This is a genomic window from Bradyrhizobium sp. Pa8 (assembly GCF_052588265.1).
Genome location: NZ_CP176767.1, coordinates 2,219,094 through 2,237,457 on the forward strand (window position 1 = coordinate 2,219,094; position 18,364 = coordinate 2,237,457).

Annotated in this window: 15 protein-coding genes; 5 read left to right on the plus strand and 10 right to left on the minus strand. The window is 64.4% G+C overall.

The annotated features are described in order from the left end of the window. Nucleotides 1-41 precede the first annotated feature (41 nt). The 3 genes from ACKWRH_RS10100 (at nt 42) to ACKWRH_RS10110 (ending at nt 4,187) form a co-directional block, all read left to right on the plus strand. On the plus strand, nt 42-1,220 hold the full coding sequence (locus ACKWRH_RS10100) for a DMP19 family protein (protein WP_445220385.1): 1,179 nt from the start codon (nt 42-44) through the stop codon (nt 1,218-1,220). Nucleotides 1,221-1,472: 252 nt separating this feature from the next. Next, nucleotides 1,473-3,638: an anthranilate synthase component I gene (locus tag ACKWRH_RS10105; protein ID WP_445220386.1), complete on the plus strand. Its 2,166-nt coding sequence runs from the start codon at nt 1,473-1,475 to the stop codon at nt 3,636-3,638. Nucleotides 3,639-3,647: 9 nt separating this feature from the next. Then, complete coding sequence (locus ACKWRH_RS10110; RefSeq protein ID WP_445220387.1) at nt 3,648-4,187, plus strand: adenine phosphoribosyltransferase; 540 nt, start codon at nt 3,648-3,650, stop codon at nt 4,185-4,187. A gap of 23 nt (nt 4,188-4,210) precedes the next feature. Here ACKWRH_RS10110 and ACKWRH_RS10115 read toward each other — a convergent pair whose 3' ends face one another. The 9 genes from ACKWRH_RS10115 to ACKWRH_RS10155 all read right to left on the minus strand — a co-directional run bounded on the left by ACKWRH_RS10115 (nt 4,211) and on the right by ACKWRH_RS10155 (nt 14,332). Continuing rightward, on the minus strand, nt 4,211-4,543 hold the full coding sequence (locus ACKWRH_RS10115; RefSeq protein WP_445220388.1) for a GIY-YIG nuclease family protein: 333 nt from the start codon (nt 4,541-4,543) through the stop codon (nt 4,211-4,213). An 86-nt stretch (nt 4,544-4,629) separates the two neighbouring features. Then, nucleotides 4,630-5,298 (minus strand): hypothetical protein, encoded by a 669-nt coding sequence (locus tag ACKWRH_RS10120; RefSeq protein WP_445220389.1) that lies wholly within the window; start codon nt 5,296-5,298, stop codon nt 4,630-4,632. Between the two features lie 60 nt (nt 5,299-5,358). Further along, nucleotides 5,359-6,111, minus strand: a complete 753-nt coding sequence (locus ACKWRH_RS10125) for a hypothetical protein (protein ID WP_085402523.1) — start codon at nt 6,109-6,111, stop codon at nt 5,359-5,361. Nucleotides 6,112-6,318: 207 nt separating this feature from the next. Next, nucleotides 6,319-7,521: a M48 family metalloprotease gene (locus ACKWRH_RS10130; protein ID WP_445220390.1), complete on the minus strand. Its 1,203-nt coding sequence runs from the start codon at nt 7,519-7,521 to the stop codon at nt 6,319-6,321. Nucleotides 7,522-7,553: 32 nt separating this feature from the next. Further along, nucleotides 7,554-8,114, minus strand: a complete 561-nt coding sequence (locus tag ACKWRH_RS10135) for a LemA family protein (protein ID WP_282524354.1) — start codon at nt 8,112-8,114, stop codon at nt 7,554-7,556. Between the two features lie 136 nt (nt 8,115-8,250). Then, on the minus strand, nt 8,251-9,228 hold the full coding sequence (locus ACKWRH_RS10140) for a small ribosomal subunit Rsm22 family protein (protein WP_445220391.1): 978 nt from the start codon (nt 9,226-9,228) through the stop codon (nt 8,251-8,253). Nucleotides 9,229-9,362: 134 nt separating this feature from the next. Beyond that, complete coding sequence (gene smc, locus ACKWRH_RS10145) at nt 9,363-12,827, minus strand: chromosome segregation protein SMC (protein ID WP_445220392.1); 3,465 nt, start codon at nt 12,825-12,827, stop codon at nt 9,363-9,365. Between the two features lie 217 nt (nt 12,828-13,044). After that, the gene (locus ACKWRH_RS10150) at nt 13,045-13,701 is read right to left on the minus strand and encodes a DsbA family protein (RefSeq protein WP_028158224.1); all 657 of its coding nucleotides are present in this window, start codon (nt 13,699-13,701) and stop codon (nt 13,045-13,047) included. Between the two features lie 139 nt (nt 13,702-13,840). After that, nucleotides 13,841-14,332, minus strand: a complete 492-nt coding sequence (locus ACKWRH_RS10155; RefSeq protein WP_282524350.1) for a DUF721 domain-containing protein — start codon at nt 14,330-14,332, stop codon at nt 13,841-13,843. Between the two features lie 197 nt (nt 14,333-14,529). Here ACKWRH_RS10155 and mutY point away from each other — a divergent pair, with 197 nt between their 5' ends. Together mutY and ACKWRH_RS10165 are read left to right on the plus strand one after the other, a co-directional pair. Further along, nucleotides 14,530-15,648 carry an A/G-specific adenine glycosylase gene (mutY, locus tag ACKWRH_RS10160; protein WP_445220393.1) on the plus strand — a complete coding sequence of 373 codons (1,119 nt, stop codon included), beginning with the start codon at nt 14,530-14,532 and terminating at the stop codon, nt 15,646-15,648. A 50-nt stretch (nt 15,649-15,698) separates the two neighbouring features. After that, nucleotides 15,699-16,118 (plus strand): PaaI family thioesterase, encoded by a 420-nt coding sequence (locus tag ACKWRH_RS10165; protein ID WP_445220394.1) that lies wholly within the window; start codon nt 15,699-15,701, stop codon nt 16,116-16,118. A 76-nt stretch (nt 16,119-16,194) separates the two neighbouring features. Here ACKWRH_RS10165 and ACKWRH_RS10170 read toward each other — a convergent pair whose 3' ends face one another. Further along, nucleotides 16,195-18,054 carry an AI-2E family transporter gene (locus tag ACKWRH_RS10170; RefSeq protein ID WP_445220395.1) on the minus strand — a complete coding sequence of 620 codons (1,860 nt, stop codon included), beginning with the start codon at nt 18,052-18,054 and terminating at the stop codon, nt 16,195-16,197. Nucleotides 18,055-18,364 lie beyond the last annotated feature (310 nt).

Genomic DNA, 18,364 nt, shown 5'->3' on the forward strand with positions numbered 1-18,364 from the left:
ATGGCGACTGCGGAGGTGGGGCTATGATTGTGGATGGTCGCTTGACGACGGTTGTAGTGCCTCGCAAAGCGCTGGAAGCGGCTCGAGACCCCGAGGAGGCCGACTCTCTCACTGGCGCTGTGGTCGACTACGTCAACCAAATTCAACGCGCCGGCGTCTACACGCGACGTGAGCTGCCGGCTGTGGCCATGCAGGCCTACCATGCCGACTACTATCTCGCTCAGGTCAACAACGGCGGTCACAGCCAGTTCATCGGCAACACGGGCGTCGCGATGCTTCCGACGACGTCCGGCGATGCGCTCGCTGGACTGAAGGCCATGGGAGCGAGCGCGCAACACCAGATATTGCAAGAGATGATCGCCTGGGTGGAGGAACATCCCAGCGAGGCTGCACAGCAGAACGGTTTCGAAAATCGTCCCGCGGCGCTCAATGCGCTTGATAGCCGCTTCTATGAGGCAGAACGACAACAACCAATGACAGAACTTGCGGCCCGATGGATCGCAAGCTGGCCCGAATTGCACACCGTCGCGCAGGAGCAATACTCTTCCGAAATCGAGCGGCTCGCCCAACTTCACCCGCATCGGTCGCATCGCCGGATCTGGCAAAGCGTTCGCCAGATCAGCTTCCAGATGACTGACAGCCTGCAGATTACGGTCGCCGCGGCATGCGGAGCGGTGGCGCCCGAGCCGGAGCTCAAGCTCATGGTTCTTTCAGGAAGCAATATGGAAGGGCAGCAATCCATGGCCTTCGGCGTTAAGACCGACAAGGGCCCGCGACTGTGCGTTTATGAGGAGGCGGGTGGACAGCTTTATGAATACGGCCCAGGCAGCCAGAGTCCGAAGCCTGCGGAAATGCATGAAATTCTGAAGAGCTTTCCGCCGGCACTGGTGGGCGCGCGGCTATCTGTTGTGGAGGCCGACACGCTTCGGAACTTCTCGAGAATTGCCGAGCAAAATCTGGCGGCGGAAGCCATCGACCTGTTGCTGCGAAAGTCAGATCTGGATCCATCTGCGCAGATCACGGCGTTGAGAGTGAACGATGACTGGGCGGCATGGTATGCGGTCACCGGAAAGACCTCCGTTATGGTTGCGACCCTCGGCGACCGCGCCGACCTGGTCGGATCTGATGGCAAGGCCGCGCTCACGGTGACACGAGCCGAAATAGAGCGTCATGCGGCCGAGGCGGCCGCTGGTCGCGACAGCCTGCGAGCCCAGGCGTGATCAGCAACGGCATTTTGTCCCGTTTTAGCGACCGAGGGTGATGTGGCCGCCCTTGACGTCGTCCCCGCGCCATGGTGAGTATCCGGCCCATGAGCACCGCCGTCCGCCCAGCCCGTCTTTGGTGGCGCACCTCCTAAAGAGGTGGCCGGTGCGATTTCATTTCTCAAAATCGTCGAAGGTCGCCACGCAGTGCGGCGGCCTGATCGTTTGTCCTGTGTGGCGTTTCCTCGGCAAGTTTCGTAAGAGGACGACATGAACAGGACAGTCTTTGCCCTCCCGGCTCGAAGCGACTACGTGACCCGCGGCGGTCTCGTGATCACGCGCGTGGCGGAGCAGTTCACCGGCGGCGCCAACAGGCTCGACGATCTCATCAACCTGCTCGACCGCCGCCGCGGCGTGGTGCTGTCCTCGGGCACGACCGTGCCCGGCCGCTACGAGAGCTTTGACCTCGGCTTCTCCGATCCGCCGCTCAAGCTCGAGACCACCGGCGTCAATTTCAAGCTGGAAGCGCTGAACGAGCGCGGCCAGGTGCTGATCGCCTTCCTCGCAGACGTGCTCCACGAGCCCTGCGTCGTGATCGCCGAGAAGACGGCCACGCGTCTTGCCGGCCACATCATCCGCGGCGATGCGCCGGTCGAGGAAGACCAGCGTACGCGGCGCGCCAGCGTGATGTCGCTGGTGCGCGATCTCGTCGCCGCCTTCTCCGCCAACGATGACGGGCTGCTCGGCCTGTTCGGCGCCTTCGCCTACGATCTCGTGTTCCAGATCGAGGACCTCGTGCAGAAGCGCGCGCGCGAGCAGGACCAGCGCGACATCGTGCTCTACGTCCCCGATCGCCTGCTCGCCTACGACCGCGCGACCGGCCGCGGCGTGGTGCTGAGTTACGATTTTGCGTGGAAGGGCAAGTCCACCGAAGGTCTGCCGCGCGAGACCGTCGAGAGCCCCTACCTCAAGACACCGCGCCAGGGCTTTGCCGATCACGCGCCCGGCGAATATCAGGCGACCGTCGAGACCGCGCGCGCGGCTTTCGCGCGCGGCGATCTGTTCGAGGCGGTGCCGGGACAGCTGTTCGCCGAGCCCTGCGATCGCTCGCCGGCGGAAGTGTTCCAGCGCCTCTGCGTCATCAACCCGTCGCCCTATGGCGCGCTGATGAATCTCGGCGAGGGCGAGTTCCTCGTCTCCGCCTCGCCGGAAATGTTCGTGCGCTCGGACGGGCGTCGCGTCGAGACCTGTCCGATCTCGGGCACGATCGCGCGCGGCACCGATGCGATCGGCGATGCCGAGCAGATCCGCCAGCTCCTGAACTCGGAGAAGGACGAGTTCGAGCTCAACATGTGCACCGACGTCGACCGCAACGACAAGGCGCGCGTCTGCGTGCCCGGCACGATCAAGGTCTTGGCGCGCCGTCAGATCGAGACCTACTCAAAACTGTTCCACACCGTCGATCACGTCGAGGGCATGCTGCGTCCCGGCTTCGACGCGCTCGATGCCTTCCTTACCCATGCCTGGGCGGTGACGGTGACTGGCGCGCCAAAGCTTTGGGCGATGCAGTTCGTCGAGGATCACGAGCGTTCGCCGCGGCGCTGGTATGCCGGCGCGATCGGCGCGGTGAATTTCGACGGCAGCATCAACACCGGCCTCACCATCCGCACCATCCGCATGAAGGATGGTCTGGCCGAGGTGCGCGTCGGCGCCACCTGCCTGTTCGATTCCGATCCCGCGGCCGAAGATCGCGAGTGCCAGGTCAAGGCCGCAGCCCTGTTCCAGGCGCTGCGCGGCGATCCGCCGAAGCCGCTGTCGGCCTTCGCGCCCGATGCGACCGGCTCGGGCAAGCAGGTGCTGCTGATCGATCACGACGACAGCTTCGTCCACATGCTGGCTGATTATTTCCGCCAGGTCGGCGCCGACGTCACCGTGGTCCGCCATGTGCATGCGCTCGACATGCTCAAGCGGAAGGCGTGGGATTTGCTCGTGCTGTCGCCCGGACCAGGCAGGCCCGAGGATTTCGGGATCAAGAAAACCATCGATGCGGCGCTGGAGAAGAAGCTGCCGGTGTTCGGCGTCTGTCTCGGCGTGCAGGCGATCGGCGAATATTTCGGCGGCGAGCTCGGTCAGCTCACGCATCCCGCGCACGGCCGGCCCTCGCGGGTGCAGGTGCGCGGCGGGCGCCTGATGCGCAATTTGCCGAACGAGATCGTCATCGGCCGCTATCACTCGCTCTATGTCGAGCGCGACAGCATGCCCGAGGTGCTTGATGTCACCGCCAGCACCGAGGACGGCGTCGCCATGGCGCTCGAGCACAAGACCCTGCCGGTTGCCGGCGTGCAGTTCCACCCGGAATCGCTGATGTCGCTCAGCGGCGAGGTGGGCCTGAGGATTGTCGAGAATGCGTTCCGGCTGGATGCGCGCGTTGATTGAGAGGCACCAATGACCTTTGACCACGATCTGAAGGCGAGCGTCCGCACCATTCCCGACTATCCCAAGCCGGGGATCATGTTCCGCGATATCACGACCTTGCTCGCGGATGCGCGCGCGTTCCGCCGCGCGGTCGACGAGCTGGTCAATCCCTGGGCCGGCAACAAGATCGACAAGGTCGCCGGCATGGAAGCGCGCGGCTTCATCATCGGCGGCGCGGTGGCACACCAGCTTTCCGCCGGCTTCGTGCCGATCCGCAAGAAAGGCAAGCTGCCGCACACCACCGTGCGCATCGCTTACTCGCTCGAATATGGCATCGACGAGATGGAGATGCATGTCGACGCGATCCGGCCCGGCGAGCGCGTGATCCTGGTCGACGATCTCATCGCCACCGGCGGCACTGCGGAGGGCGCGGTGAAGCTGCTGCGCCAGATCGGCGCCAATGTGGTCGCCGCCTGCTTCATCGTCGATCTGCCTGATCTCGGCGGCGCCGCCAAGCTGCGCGCGATGGACGTGCCGGTGCGCACGCTGATGACGTTCGAAGGGCATTGAGCCCCGTCGGCGCCGCTGCGATCTCAGATCGCCTCGGCCTTCAATGCTGACCGCCAGTGCAGCATGCGCTCCTTCAGGAGCGCGTTCTTGACATAGGCGGTCTCCTCATCTTCCAGACGCTCGCATTCGCCGAATGTCAGGCCAGCCTCGCCATGCGCGTTCCACGCAGCTTGGAGCGTGCGGCAGGTGTGGTTGCCTTGGCGCAGGGAGAACCAGATGCGGTTCTGGATCGTCTCGAGGTTCGGCGCCTGGCCGACCCAGGCCTCGCCTGAGGCCGCGCAGCGGACGACGTAGATGCCGGCAATGGTTTTCCGCTCCTTGTAGGCGGCGATCGCTGCTTTCCGGTCGATGGTCACGGTGGGGAGCCTTCCTGAGGGACGATGATGCGTCGTCTCAGTAACGGCAGGGACGCGCGGCGTCAATATTACCCGGGTAAAATATATCAGGACCGTTGCAGGATCAGGCTGAGCTCGAGCTCACGGAAGGCGAGGTAGTTCCGCCGGGTCCATTGGTGCAGTTCGGTGGAGGCGTCCTTCTCCTGGCGCAGATAGCCGGTGAAGGAGAAGTTCAGCCGGTCGATATAGGTCTTGAGGAAGCCGGGCAGCGCGGGCAGGCGGAACACCCGCCCGGTCGCCATCGCGGCCGGCAGCTCGCCGCGCACGACGTGCTCATTGTCCACCGTGATCAGGTTCACCCGAGGGATCTGCCCGCGCAGCATCTCGTGGGCGCGGGCCGAGACGCGATCGGTATCGGCGACGAACAGGATCATCGGCGCGACGTGGCGGCGCGCGGCCTCCTTCAACAGGCCGATCTCGTCGGTCATCTTGAAGAACTCGTCGAAGGCGTGGAAGCCGAGGTCGATCACCTTGGCCATGCCGTCATCGACGATGACGCGGTCCATCAGCTGCATCTTGCCGTAGGTGTCGATCACATCAGCCGTTTCGGTGACCTTCGGCAGATAATCGAGTAGCGACGGTTCCTTCAGATTGACGTCGAAGGCCGCGACGTCGCCGTTCTTGAGCAGCAAAAATTCGCTCAAAAGCCGCGCCAGCAGCGTCTTGCCGACCTGCGGGCGGGGCGAGCAGATGATGTAAAGGGGCGTCGCGGGCATCGGCAGCTATATCAGGCGAACTCACCGCCCAATCCAGCCGTATCCGCCCTTGCTCCGCAACTATTTTTCGCTGTTGCGGGTGGCGGGTTTCGAACCGACGATGTCGGTCAGCCGGATCCGGTCGAACTCGCTCCAGACATTCGCCAGCCAGTGGCGGACATAGCCGCGCAGCACGAAGGAATAGTTCGCCGCCTCGTCGTTGATGCCCTTGTTGGCGACGAATTTCAGGAACGGGACGGAGGACACCTCGACCTGCTCGTAGGCCATTTCGTTGAGCTTGGGGATGGTCAGCTCGGTCGCGTCCTTGATGCGGTGGAAGTAGGAATTGTAGGTCGCCTGGTCCCACTGGAAGAACTGGGTGTCGTTGATGAAGTTCTTCACCAGGAAATATTTCGCGCCGCCCATGAAGCCCGCGGTCTCGGCGATTTCGTCGAGCGACGCGATCGAGGGGCCCAGGATGTGGAACACTGCGAAGGTGATCTGGCCGGCCTTGGCGGCGTCGAGGAAGCCGATGTCGCGCAGCGAGGCCAGCGCCGGCGACAGCAGGCCGGCGCGGACGTCGATCACGGTCACCGACGGGCTCGCCGCGTTGAGCGTGTCGAAGATCTTCATCTGGTCCGAGGTCGTCATCATGTCGACGATCTCGGTGATCTCGGGGTGGAAGCGCTTCAGGGTTCCGCGCGGCGACTCCGTGTCGAAAGCGCGCGTCGGTACGTTGTTGGCGGAAAAATAATCGAGCAAGGTGCGCGACACCGTGGTCTTGCCCACCCCGCCCTTATCCGCGCCCACCACAACCACTGCCGGCTTTGCCATTGCTGTCCCCTAACGCGCGCCCCCGATCGCGAGGTCGCAATCGGCCGGGCCCCAAATCGATGTCCCAAGGATGTCCCAAGTCTGCTGTTGGGCGCGAACATGGCAGAAACAAGGGAGAATTCAAATCCTCGGCCTATGGTTGTGGCAATTTCCGAGGTTTTTCCCAATCGCGACGCAACCCTCCGCAAGTCGCTTAAAATCCCACCGTTAACGACGGCCCCATGGACCCATCGGATTGCCGGCCGCCGTTCCGGAGGGGGTGGGTACGGGCGGCGGACCGGCCGAGCCGGCTGCATCGTCCCAAGGCCCCTGGCGCAACGGCGGCGGGCCGTCCTGGCGCTCCACCTGTGCCTCAGGCTCGTCCGCCTCGTCGGGCGGCGGCAGCGGGCCGGGATCATGGCCGCCGGCGAACTTGACCAGCGCGTCGACCCGGGACTGCACCGAGGGATGGGTTGCGAACAAATCGGCAAAGCCCTCGCGCGGATTGTCGACGCAGAGCTCCATCACCGCCGAGGTCGCGCCCTGCAGCTCGCCGTGGTTCTCGATCTTGCGCAGCGCCGAGATCATGGCGTCCGGATTTTTCGTCAGCTCGACGGAGCCTGCGTCGGCGAGATATTCGCGCGAGCGCGACAGCGCGAGCTTCACCACCTGCGACAACAGCCACGCCACCACGATCAGCACGACCGCGATGATGATCACGATCACCGCGCCGCCGCCGGAGCTCTTGCTGTCGCTCGATGACGAGGACGATCGCGACGATGAGGACGAGCCCGACGACCACGAGCCGCCGGAGCCGGAGCTCCAGTTCAAGCTCGTGAACAGGCGGAAGAACAACTCGCCGAAGAAGCCGACCACGCCGGCGATGATGACGGCGACGACCATCAGCTGCACGTCGCCGTTCTTGATGTGGGTCAGCTCGTGGCCCAGCACCGCCTCGATCTCCTTGTCATCAAGCGCATTGAGGAGACCCGTGGTCACGGTGATCGAATATTGCCGCGGATTGAGGCCGGTCGCGAACGCGTTCAGCGCCGGGCTCTCCATGATCTTCAGCTTCGGCATGGTGATGCCGCGCGAGATGCAGAGGTTTTCGAGCAGATTGTAGAGCCGCGGCTCTTCCTGCCGGGTGACGTCGTGGCCGCCGGTCACGGCATCGATCATCGACTGGTGGAAGAAATAGGCGTTGACGATCCAGACCGCCGCCGCGATCGTCGCGAACGGCGCGGCGACGATGAGGTCGTGGAAAGCGCGGTTCAGATAGTAGGCGACAGTGCCATTGCTGTTGATGACGACTTCCGCGACCAGCGCGCCGGCATAGACCAGCACGTAGACCAGCATGAACAGGCCGGCGAGCAGCAGCATCGAACGAAACTTGTTCGAGGCGATGTGCGTGTAGAGACCATACGCGGCCATGACGCGATGCCCTGCCGGCCTATCGGCTCAACTCAGAACTTCACCTGCGGAGCGGCCTCGACTTCGGTGCGGCTGGCGCCGAGATCGAAGAAGTCCTTCTTGGTGAAGCCGAACATGCCGGCGAACAGGGCGGCGGGCATCTGCTGGATGCCGGTGTTGTACTCCTGGACCGCGTTGTTGAAGAAGCGGCGGCTCGCCGCGATCTTGTTCTCGAGGTCGGAGAGCTCACTGGCGAGCTGCTGGAAGTTGGCGTTGGCCTTGAGGTCCGGATAGGCCTCCGACAGCGCGATCAGCCGGCCGAGCGCGCCGGAGAGCTGGTTCTCGGCGGCGGATACCTGCGCCGGCCCCTGCGCCGACATCGCCGAGTTGCGCGCCTTGATGACGTCGTCGAGCGTGCCACGCTCATGCGAAGCATAGCCCTTCACCGTCTCGACCAGGTTCGGGATCAGATCGTGGCGCTGCTTGAGCTGCACGTCGATGTCGGCAAAGGCCTGGCCGACGCGCTGGCTCAGCGCCACCAGTCGGTTGTAGGCGCTGAACGCCAGGAACACGAGGACGACGATGACGCCGAGAACGATCCAGCCGGTCGACATGGAGAACTCCTGAAGGGGGAAGAAGGCGGGCGCAGCCTAGACCAAATTGGCGCAGGACGAGAGCCCGGCACAGAGGAAGGTAAGACTTGGTCGAATGGGGAACCATCCGAGTTCAAGGCAAAAGTGTCCGACGAAGTTAACTTTCGGCAATGACCGCGTCGCCCCAGCGCCAGCGCCGGGCGTTTGCATAGGCGGCCTTGTCGCGCCGCGGGACCTTGGTGATGGCGAGGCCGCCCTCCGTGCAGAGCTTTGCGGTGATCTCGGCCTTGCCGACATCCGGCGGCGCCAGCACGCGCGCGGCGCGTGTCGTGGGCGCTGTCCGGGTCAGAGCGATGTAGATGAAGCGCTCGTCTTCGAACGGCACGTCGGCGCCCTTGATCTGGCGGTGCGCTTGCGAGCGCGGCAGGCGCTGGCTGAAATGGCACCAGTCGGGTGCGGTGAGCGGGCAGGGCTTTTCGTGTGGGCAGGGCGCGGCGACGTAGGCACCTCGCGCGATCAGCTGCTGGCGCAGCGCGAGGATGCGCGCGTAGCCGGCGGGTGTGCCGGGCTCGATCACCACCAGCGCATGGCGTGCTTTCGCCCACATCGCTTCCGCCAGCTTGCGCTGATCGGTCTCGCTGAGCTCACCGATGACGTAGCTCGCGACGACGAGATCGGCTTGCGAGGCTTCGGCGAGGTTGGTGCTGGCGTCGCCCGGCAGATAGCGGCAATCAGCGAGCCGCGTGCTGTCATGCGCCAGTTCGAGCGCGAGACGGCTGAGCGTGGCGTTGGCATCGAGCAGGGTAAAATCTTGCAGCGATGGGAACGCCTCAGCGGCGGCCCAGCTCGCGGTGCCCGGGCCTGCGCCGACGTCGAGCAGGGTTTCCGGGGCGAGGTCCGGCGCCATCTCGGTCAGCGCATTCAGGCTGGCGGCCACGGCCGCATAGGTCGCCGGCATTCGCGCCAGCGCATAGGCGAGCGCATCGGCGTCCGATTTGATGGTGCCGGAGGTGCCGCCTGCGCGATAGGCGGTCGAGATTTTTTGCGAGCGCTGTGCGGCGTCGGTGCGGGAGAAGCCCTGAAGCTTGCCGTCGAGGGCGGCTTTCAGTTCGGCGGGGAGGGTGGGTGAGATCATATTCTCATCGTCATGCCCCGCGTAGGCGGGGCATCCAGTATTCCGAGACGGCGCCGTCAACCGAAAGGCCGCGGCGTACTGGATCATCCGCTTTCGCGGATGATGACGTCAATGGGTGTGGAACGACCGGAGGCTTAAGCCACGTTCTGGTCGAGGATGTCCACCGCCTCTGCCAGGCTCACCGACACCAGTTGCGAGACGCCGCGTTCGGCCATGGTGACGCCGAACAGCCGGTTCATCCGCGCCATCGTGATCGGATTGTGCGTGATGATGATGAAGCGGGTGTCGGTCGAGCCGGTCATCTCGTGCAGCAGGTTGCAGTAGCGCTCGACGTTGTGGTCGTCGAGCGGCGCGTCGACTTCGTCCAGCACGCAGATCGGCGAGGGGTTGGTGAGGAACACCGCGAAGATCAGCGCCATCGCGGTCAGCGCCTGCTCGCCGCCCGAGAGCAGCGACAGCGTCTGCGGCTTCTTGCCCGGCGGCTTTGCGATGATTTCGAGACCGGCTTCGAGCGGATCGTCGCTCTCGATCAGGTGCAGCGCCGCTTCGCCGCCGCCGAACAGCTCGACGAACAGGCGCTTGAAGTGGTTGTTGACGACCTCGAACGAGGTCAGGAGGCGCTCGCGCGCTTCCTTGTTGAGGCTCTGGATGCCCTGGCGCAGCCGCTTGATGGCTTCGACGAGGTCATCGCGCTCGGTGACGAGGCCGGTGTGCTGGGTCTCGACCTCGCGCAGCTCTTCCTCGGCGCGCAGGTTGACCGCACCCAGTCGCTCGCGGTCGCGGCGCATCTTTTCGAGGTCTTCCTCGATGTCGTGCAGCGGCGGCAGCTCGGCGCCGGGCTCGATCTCGGCGAGGCCGGCAACGGCCTGCGGCTCGACCTCCAGCATGTCGCGGATCTCGCGCTCGATGTCCTCGAGCCGGCGCCGTGCGCCTTCCATGCGTTCCTCGGCGCGCGCGGTGGCCTCGCGGGAGCTCGACAGCGCTTCGAGTGTCAGCTTGGCGACGCGATCGGTTTCGGCCATCGCGGTCTCAGCCGAGGCGAGCGCGTCGGCGGCCATGCGGCGGTCGTTTTCAGCGTATTCGATCTCGGTGATCAGCGCGCTGCGCTTCTCGGCGAACACGGCGGGCGCGTTTTCGAGATCGCTGCGCTCGATCGAGACCTCGGTGATGCGGGTCTGGATGGTGTCGATGTGAGAGGCCGCACTCTCCTTGCGGTTCTGCCACTCGGTGCGTTCGGCGAGGATCGCCTGCACGCGGCGGTCGGCGAGTTCCGCCTCGCGCGCCAGCGCCTGCGCCTCGGCGCGGACCTGGGCGGCCATGCGGCGATGGCCTTCGATGTCGCTGCGGACGGCGGCGAGACGGGTCTCGGTGTCCTCGCTCGACGGCAGCTCGGTGATGCCGGCCTCGGCATATTCGTACGCGGCCTCGGCCTCGGCGCGGTCGGCGGCGAGACGGCTATGGGCTTCCGACAGCGTCGCCTTGCGCGCTGCGCGGCGGCTGATCTCGCGTTCGGCGGTCGCATGGCGTTCGCGCGCGACGTTCACCTCGCGCTGCGCGGCGCGCCAGGCCTCGCGGCTGGCACCTTCGGTGCTGGCAGCCATCTGCAGTTCTGACTCGGCGTTCTCCAGCGCCTGACGCTTGATCTGCGCGTCGATGCGGGCCTGCTCCAGCTCGTTCTCGATGTCGACGAGGCGGGCGCGCTCGGCAAGGCGCCGTGCCGCGCCAGTCGGCGCGTGAGCCGCGGCGACAAAGCCGTCCCAACGCCAGACGTCGCCTTCGGGCGAGACCAGCCGCTGGCCGGTCTTGAGCTGCGAGACCAGCTCGGCGCCGCGCTCGCGCGGCACCACGCCGATCTGCGCCAGGCGGCGCGCCAGCTCGGCGGGCGCCTGAACGTGGCTCGCGAGCGGCACGACGCCCTCGGGCAGCTCCGGATCGCCGTCGGTGACGCCGGCATTGGTCCAGCGCATCGGCGCGGACGGATCGACCGGCGCATCGAGATCGTCGCCGAGCGCTGCGCCGATCGCCTTTTCAAAACCCTTGTCGACGGTGATGCCGTCGATGATCGGCGGCCACAGATTCTTGGTCTCGCCGTTGACGATCTTGGAGATCGTGCGCGCTTCGGTATCGAGGCGCTGCACGCGCTTGTCGGCTTCGACCAGCGGCGAGCGCGAGGATTCCAGCGTCTGGCGCGCGGCAACGTGGGCGGCTTCGCTCGCCTGGGCCGCGGCTTCCGAAGCAGCCAGCGTTTGCTCGGCGGTCTCGACCGTTGCGGTCAGCTCGTCGAGATCGCCGAAGCCGCCGGTCTCGTCGGCAAGCTTCTGCTCCTCGGCCGCGACATTCGAAATCTCCTGGTCGAGCCGGGCGAGCTTGTCGCGATGGGTGCGGACATTGGCTTCGAGCTGGTTGCGCTTGGCGGTGAGGTCGGCGAGCGCGGTGGTGAGCTCGGCGAACTGCTGCTCGGTTTCGGTCAGCACCGCCTCGGCTTCGCCGACGCGTTCGTCGACGCCGGAGCGCTTCTCGACCCGCGACTTGATCTCTTCCTTCAGCTCGGCGTCTTCGGTGTCGAGCCGCTGGAGCGCGACGTCGGCGTCCATGGTCTGCTGCTGGGCGCGGGAGATGTCGCCCTCGAACTGGGCGAGGCGCCGCTCGAGCTCGGCGACACGCTCCTTGGCGCGCTCTTCCTCGCGGTCGAGCAGCTCGCGCGCATTGGTCAGGCGCTGCAGCCCGGCCGCGGCGCGCGCTTCGGCATCGCGCAGCGCCGGCATTTCGGCGGCGCGGATCGCCTGGATGCGGGCGGCTTCGGCCTGGTGCTGAGTGCGCTCCGCCATCTCGCGAACCGCGAGATCATGGGTCTGGCCGGATTCGTTGACGTCGGCATGCGCGCCGATCCAGCGCAGGTGGAACAGGGTTGCTTCCGCCTTGCGGACCTTGGCCGCGACCTCGCGATAGCGCACGGCCTGACGGGCCTGCTTCTTCAGGCCTTCCATCTGGCCGGCGAGCTGGCCGATCACGTCCTCGACGCGGGTGAGGTTGGTTTCGGCCGCCTTCAGCCGCAACTCGGCCTCGTGGCGGCGGGCGTGCAGGCCGGCGACGCCGGCAGCGTCTTCCAGCACGCGGCGGCGCTGCTCGGGCTTGGCCTGGATGATCTCGCCGATCTTGCCCTGGTGGACGAGGGCCGGCGAACGAGCACCGGTGGCGGCGTCCGCGAACAGGATCTGCACGTCGCGCGCACGCACGTCGCGGCCGTTGATGCGATAGACCGAGCCTGCCTCGCGCTCGATGCGGCGGGAGATTTCGAGCAGCTGGCTGTCGTTCATCGCCGCCGGCGCGGTGCGATCGGTGTTGTCGATCGTCATCGTCACTTCGGCGTGGTTACGCGCAGGACGGTTGCCGGAGCCGGCGAAGATCACCGCGTCCATGTCGGCCGCGCGCAGCGACTTGTACGAGGTCTCGCCCATCGCCCAGCGCAGCGCCTCGACAAGATTCGACTTGCCACAGCCGTTGGGACCGACCACGCCGGTCAGGCCGGGCTCGATGACGAAGTCCGTGGCCTCAACGAAGGACTTGAAGCCGTGAAGGCGCAGGCGGGTGATTTTCATAAGCACGCATCTCTGTTGGCAGGCGCGAATCCCCCTGCCGGGACAATACCATGGAAGGCAATGTCACTCTCTGGGTGAGTCGCGCGAGGCGCCTCATGCGGTCGGACAATGGCCGCGGTGCGCCGCGAGGGCAACCGGCGAAAGCCGCTTTTCCCAAGGGATTTATGCCGGGAAAGATACGGCTTTCGAGATGCGAATCAGGTGTTGAGCGGAAAAATCAGCTCTTCAGCAGCGGATTGATCTTCTTGGCGAATTCATCGAACGAGGCTTCGCCCTTGATCTTCTCGCCGTTGATGAAGAAGGTCGGCGTCGAATCCACCTTCAGAACGTCGCTGGCGTATTTCTGGTCGGCGGCGATCTTGTCGAGCAGCGCCTGGTCCTTCAGGCAGGCCTCGACCTGCTGCTGGGTGAGGCCGGCCTGCTTGCCGATTCGCGTCAGCGTCTCGGTGGTGTTCTTCAGCACCCAGTCGTTCTGCTGGCGGAACAGCATGTCGGTGACCGCGAAATATTTCGGCGCGTCGTCCTTGGCGATGCAGCGCGACAGCATCGAGCCGGCGGCGGCTTTGATGTCGAGCGGGAACTCGCGGAAGATGTAACGCACCTTGCCGGTGTCGATGTATTCCGACTTGATCTTGGGGAACACTTGCTCGTTGAACGCCGCACAATGCGGGCAGGTCATCGAGGCATATTCGGTGATGGTGACGGGGGCGTCCTTGGGGCCGAGTGCCATGTCGGGCAGCGACACGGGCTTGGCCACATCGGCGGCCGACTGCGCCATGGCTTCGGAGATGAACCGCAGCGGCGACAGCCCGGCGAGCGCGGCAAGACCGGTCAGCGACAGCATCGTGTTGAAGGCGCGGCGGGTGATGATCAAGGTCGGCTCCCGGATTGATGTGGTCTCGCCCCAAGGGTCCTATTGAGTTCCCGTTCAGGCGGCCTGTCGCTAGCTTGAAACGTAGTTTGAGGCAATGGCGAGCGACAGGGACGGGTCCAGATTACCGGCGGAATGAGGCTCAATTTCGCTTGATGGCGGCCCCAAGCCGCGCCAGCGCCGTCTTCAATTCTTCATCTTCGATGTCCCCCAGGCTCTCCGCCACCTTGGCCACCGATTTGGGATCCGGCGGACCGGGCCGGACCGGCGGCCGGGCGCGCGACAGGGGGGCCTGGCGGAAGGCGAGCTTGCCGACCGCGCTCCAGCCGAAGAAGCGATTGACCCGCTCCAGGATCACGTCGGCGGAGTGCTGGATCTCCAGCGCCATCGGCCCCTCGACCCGCAGCACCAGGGTCGCCGGCTCCTGCGGCTGGCCCTCGACCGGCCGCGGCCATTGCATCTTCAAAGGCTCGGCATGGGCCGCAATCTCCGGCCCGGCAATCTGCGCCCACCGCGTCACCAGCTCGCGCGCGGCAAAACCCTGCTTGGCATAGGCCTCGGCAAAGACGTCGTTGAGCAGCAGCGAAAGCGGCTTGGCGCTGATGGGACCGGGTTTGGGAGGGAATTTGGACATGGACCCTTATAGCACCCTGGGGCGCGGGCCACAGGCGTTTCGCCGTCATGGCCGGGCATAGCCGTCTGAAGGACGGCGTCGCTTCCGCTCGCCTGTGTCCCGGCCGTCCACGTTCTTCTGCGAAGAAAGACGTGGATGCCCGCGACGAGCACGGGCATGACGTGGAGAGATTGGCGTGACGTCGCTACACTGAGAGCATGAGCCCCAGATCTGCCCTCAAGGCCAAGTCGGAACCAATTCAGTCGGAGGCATCGGCTCGCCCAACGCTGCTGCTCGCCTGGTACGACCGCCATCGCCGCCGTCTGCCATGGCGCGCGATGCCTGGCGAGACCTCGGTCCCTTACCGCGTCTGGCTGTCGGAGATCATGCTCCAGCAGACCACCGTGAAAGCCGTCGGCCCCTATTTCGAAAAGTTCGTCGCGCGCTGGCCGGATGTCGCGGCGCTGGGGCGGGCGTCGCTGGATGACGTGCTAAGGATGTGGGCCGGGCTCGGCTATTATTCGCGCGCGCGCAATCTCCATGCCTGCGCGGTGGCCGTGACGTGCGAGCACGGCGGCGTGTTTCCCGACACGGAAGAGGGGCTGCGCGCGCTGCCGGGGATCGGACCCTATACGGCGGCGGCGATCGCGGCGATCGCCTTCGACCGCCACACCATGCCGGTCGACGGCAATATCGAACGCGTGGTGTCGCGGCTCTTTGCTGTTGAAGACGAGCTCCCGCAGGCAAAGCCGCAGATCCAGCAACTGGCGGCGACACTGCTCGCGAACTCTCGCGCCGGCGACAGCGCGCAGGCGCTGATGGATCTCGGCGCCTCGATCTGCACGCCGAAGAAGCCGGCCTGCTCACTGTGCCCGCTCAATGAGGATTGCACGGCGCGTGCGCGAGCGACGCAGGAGACCTTCCCGCGCAAGGCGCCGAAGAAGAGCGGGACGTTGCGCCGTGGCGCGGCTTTCGTCGTCACCCGCGGCGACGAGCTCCTCGTCCGCACCCGGCCCGAAAAAGGCCTGCTCGGCGGCATGACCGAGGTCCCGGGCTCGGATTGGCTGGCCGGCCAGGACGAGGCGACGGCGAAGCAGCAGGGGCCGGAGCTGAAAGGGTTGTCGCGCTGGCAGCGCAAGCTGGGCGTCGTTACCCACGTCTTCACGCATTTTCCGCTGGAGCTGGTCGTCTACACCGCGAAGGCCGAAGCCCGCACGCGCGCGCCCGAGGGCATGCGCTGGGTGCCGATCGCGACCCTCGCAGGTGAGGCGCTGCCCAACGTCATGCGCAAGGTGATCGCGCACGCACTGGGCCTCTCGCCGGCCGCACCTTCCTGACACTATGCTGGCAGCAGGGCTGCGCTATCAGAGCGAAACGGAGATTTGGCATGGTCAAGACCGCGCTCGACAACTTTCGAAGGCCGCCCTGCGCCGAACTGTTGGGTTGGCGCCTGCTCGATGCCCGGCCTAAGGACGGCTGGATCAAGCTCGGCTTCGAAGGCAAGCCCGAATTCTGCAACCCGGCGGGCTTCATCCAGGGCGGCATGCTGTCGGCCATGCTCGACGACACGATGGGGCCGGCGGTGGTCGTGATGAGCGAGGGCCGGCTTTACTGCACCACGATCAACATGACCGTGAACTTTCTGAACCCAGCCAGGCCGGGGCCGATCGTCGCCGAGGCGACGGTGACGCAGCTCGGCAAGACGATTGCGTTCGTCGAGGCCAAGCTGATGGCCGAAGACGGGACCGTGCTCGCCACAGCAACCGCGAGCGAGCGGCTGCTGGAGGCGGCGAGGGTGGTGCGGTGAGACGAGCACCTGTCTCTCGCTTCCTCGCTCGGGGAGAGGGCGGGGTGAGGGGCAGGAAGCCTTCTCTCGTCCTTCGTTAGTTGAACACAGCGTCTTTGTTGTCGACGGTCGCAGCATCGCACGGCTCGTCTCTAACCTGAGTGATTGCGCTTAGCGCAGCTCTAAAAGATCCGTGGGAAACAAGAGCAACGACCGCGTCAACAGGCGGTGTGGTGCCTTCCGCTCCAAAGAGGGCGACTAGAATGCGAGTGTCGAATTTCTTCTTGTTAAGCCGGCGAACAGTAGCCTGAATCTTGCCGGTAGATGGTTGGCCGGCGTAGCAAACGCACGCCAACGACGTATCCGTCATATCGAGCGAAGCGAATTTCGACATTGACAAGGCGTCGGCCTCTTCTGCGGTCGCTGCGATACCACGGTGACGCAGCAAATAGGCCAGTACTAGCGCTGCTGCTTCGTCGAGTTTGTCGGATCCTGGAACACAGAGAATAGGAGGCGCTCCGCTGCTCTTCTTGGTCAACTCGAGCTGCGCTCTTGTTTGTTCAATTGCGATGGCTGCTCCGGGGTTCGCGCTCAAGTCTATAGACGGAGCGCCCGTCGCTCCTGCCTCGTGGTTCAATTCCAGGTCAGCCACGAGTTCGCGGACAGTTGAAGCAATTCGATTCAATCGCTCTTCGTCGAGATGGCCCAACTGACGGTCCGCTTCCGCGAGCCTCAATCCCTCCAGTAAAATAGCGTCACAGTAGTCCTCAAGTGACGCATCTCTGAGGAAGTCATGGGCTTGTTCTGCCGCCTCAAGAGGATCAGCGGCCAGAAGCCGTTGGTAAAACAGCTGAGGCGGTTTCAACGGAGGTCGGTCGCCAAGCATGATTTCCAGGAACTTGAGCCGCTCGACATGCCGTCCCGCGACGACGAGGCATACCGTCAGAGGCGTTGCCATGACCAATCCGATCGGGCCCCAGAGCCAGGTCCAGAATGATGCAGACAGGATGACCGCGACAGGAGACAGGCCAGAGCTGTGGCCATAAATCAAAGGTTCGATCACTTGTCCGGCTAGAAATTCCAAGGCCACAAACAAGAGAGCAGTCAGCACCAACATCTCCCAGCCAGAACCAACGGCTGCAGCGAGGATAAGCGGGAATATGGCTGAGATGAGTGCACCAATATACGGCACGAACCGCAAGATCATCGCTAACAGACCCCATAGCGGAGCCGAAGGCACGCCAATGAGCTCAAGGCCTATGCCGATTGCCAATCCAAATACTGCATTGAAGATCATTTGAGTTAGAAAGAGTCTACTCAGTCGCTTGCCGGCGTCATCAAGGGCTGCAGTTGTGCGCTGAATATCTCCCGAGCCAGCGAGGCGAACGAGCCGGTTCCTCAGATCTTCGCGTTGCAGCAAGATAAAAGCCACGAAAATCACGACGACTCCCGTCGTCGTGAGTGGCGAAAGCAATGGTTCGATGATCTTGGCGAGCGTCGTCAGAGCGCCGGGGTCGGGCTGCTTGACTTCGACAGGTATCGGAATCGCTTTACCCGGTCCTTGCTTCGCAAGACCGTTGTCAGGTTGGTCAGCCGTGTTCCCATGTTGCAGCTGCGTCCCTAATTCCTTGAGAACAGTGGATGCCTGCTCCAACGTTCCTGAACCACCGACCAAACCACGAATGCTTTCGACCTTATCGCTCAACGTCCGCTGATATTGAGGCAGTCTCGCAGCAAGGTGAGTTGCCTGCGATACCATCAGGCCGCCCAAACTGAATATGATCGCAAAACCAAAGAACACCACGACAAGAACAGAAGCGGTGCGCGGAATTCGCCAGGAATGCAGTCGTATGACAAAGGGCGCGAGTACAAAGCTCAAGAGGACAGCGAGTGCGATCGGGACGAAAATTTCACGACCTACATAAAGCGCGGCAACTATCAGCGCCGCTACGGCCATATTTACCAGCGCCGCACCTCGTTGCTGTATTAGCCTTACTTGATTAGGCTTCTCTTGCAACTGCGTAGCCCTCGCGTTTAACCGAGCCTGCACTTGTTGCGTTTCGATTGATTCAGTTCATTGCCCCAAAATTAGTCCCAAGATGCACTCACCATCGGCAGAGCCTGTGCTCTGGACCGATCCTCTTACTCCTCCGGCGCGGAAGAAAGACCCTTTTCATTGAGTCACCTTGCGATAGATCAAGGGACCTTGCATCGGCTCTCCCCACCCCACTCCAGCAGACGTTCGAGGCATCAGGACAGGTTTGTTT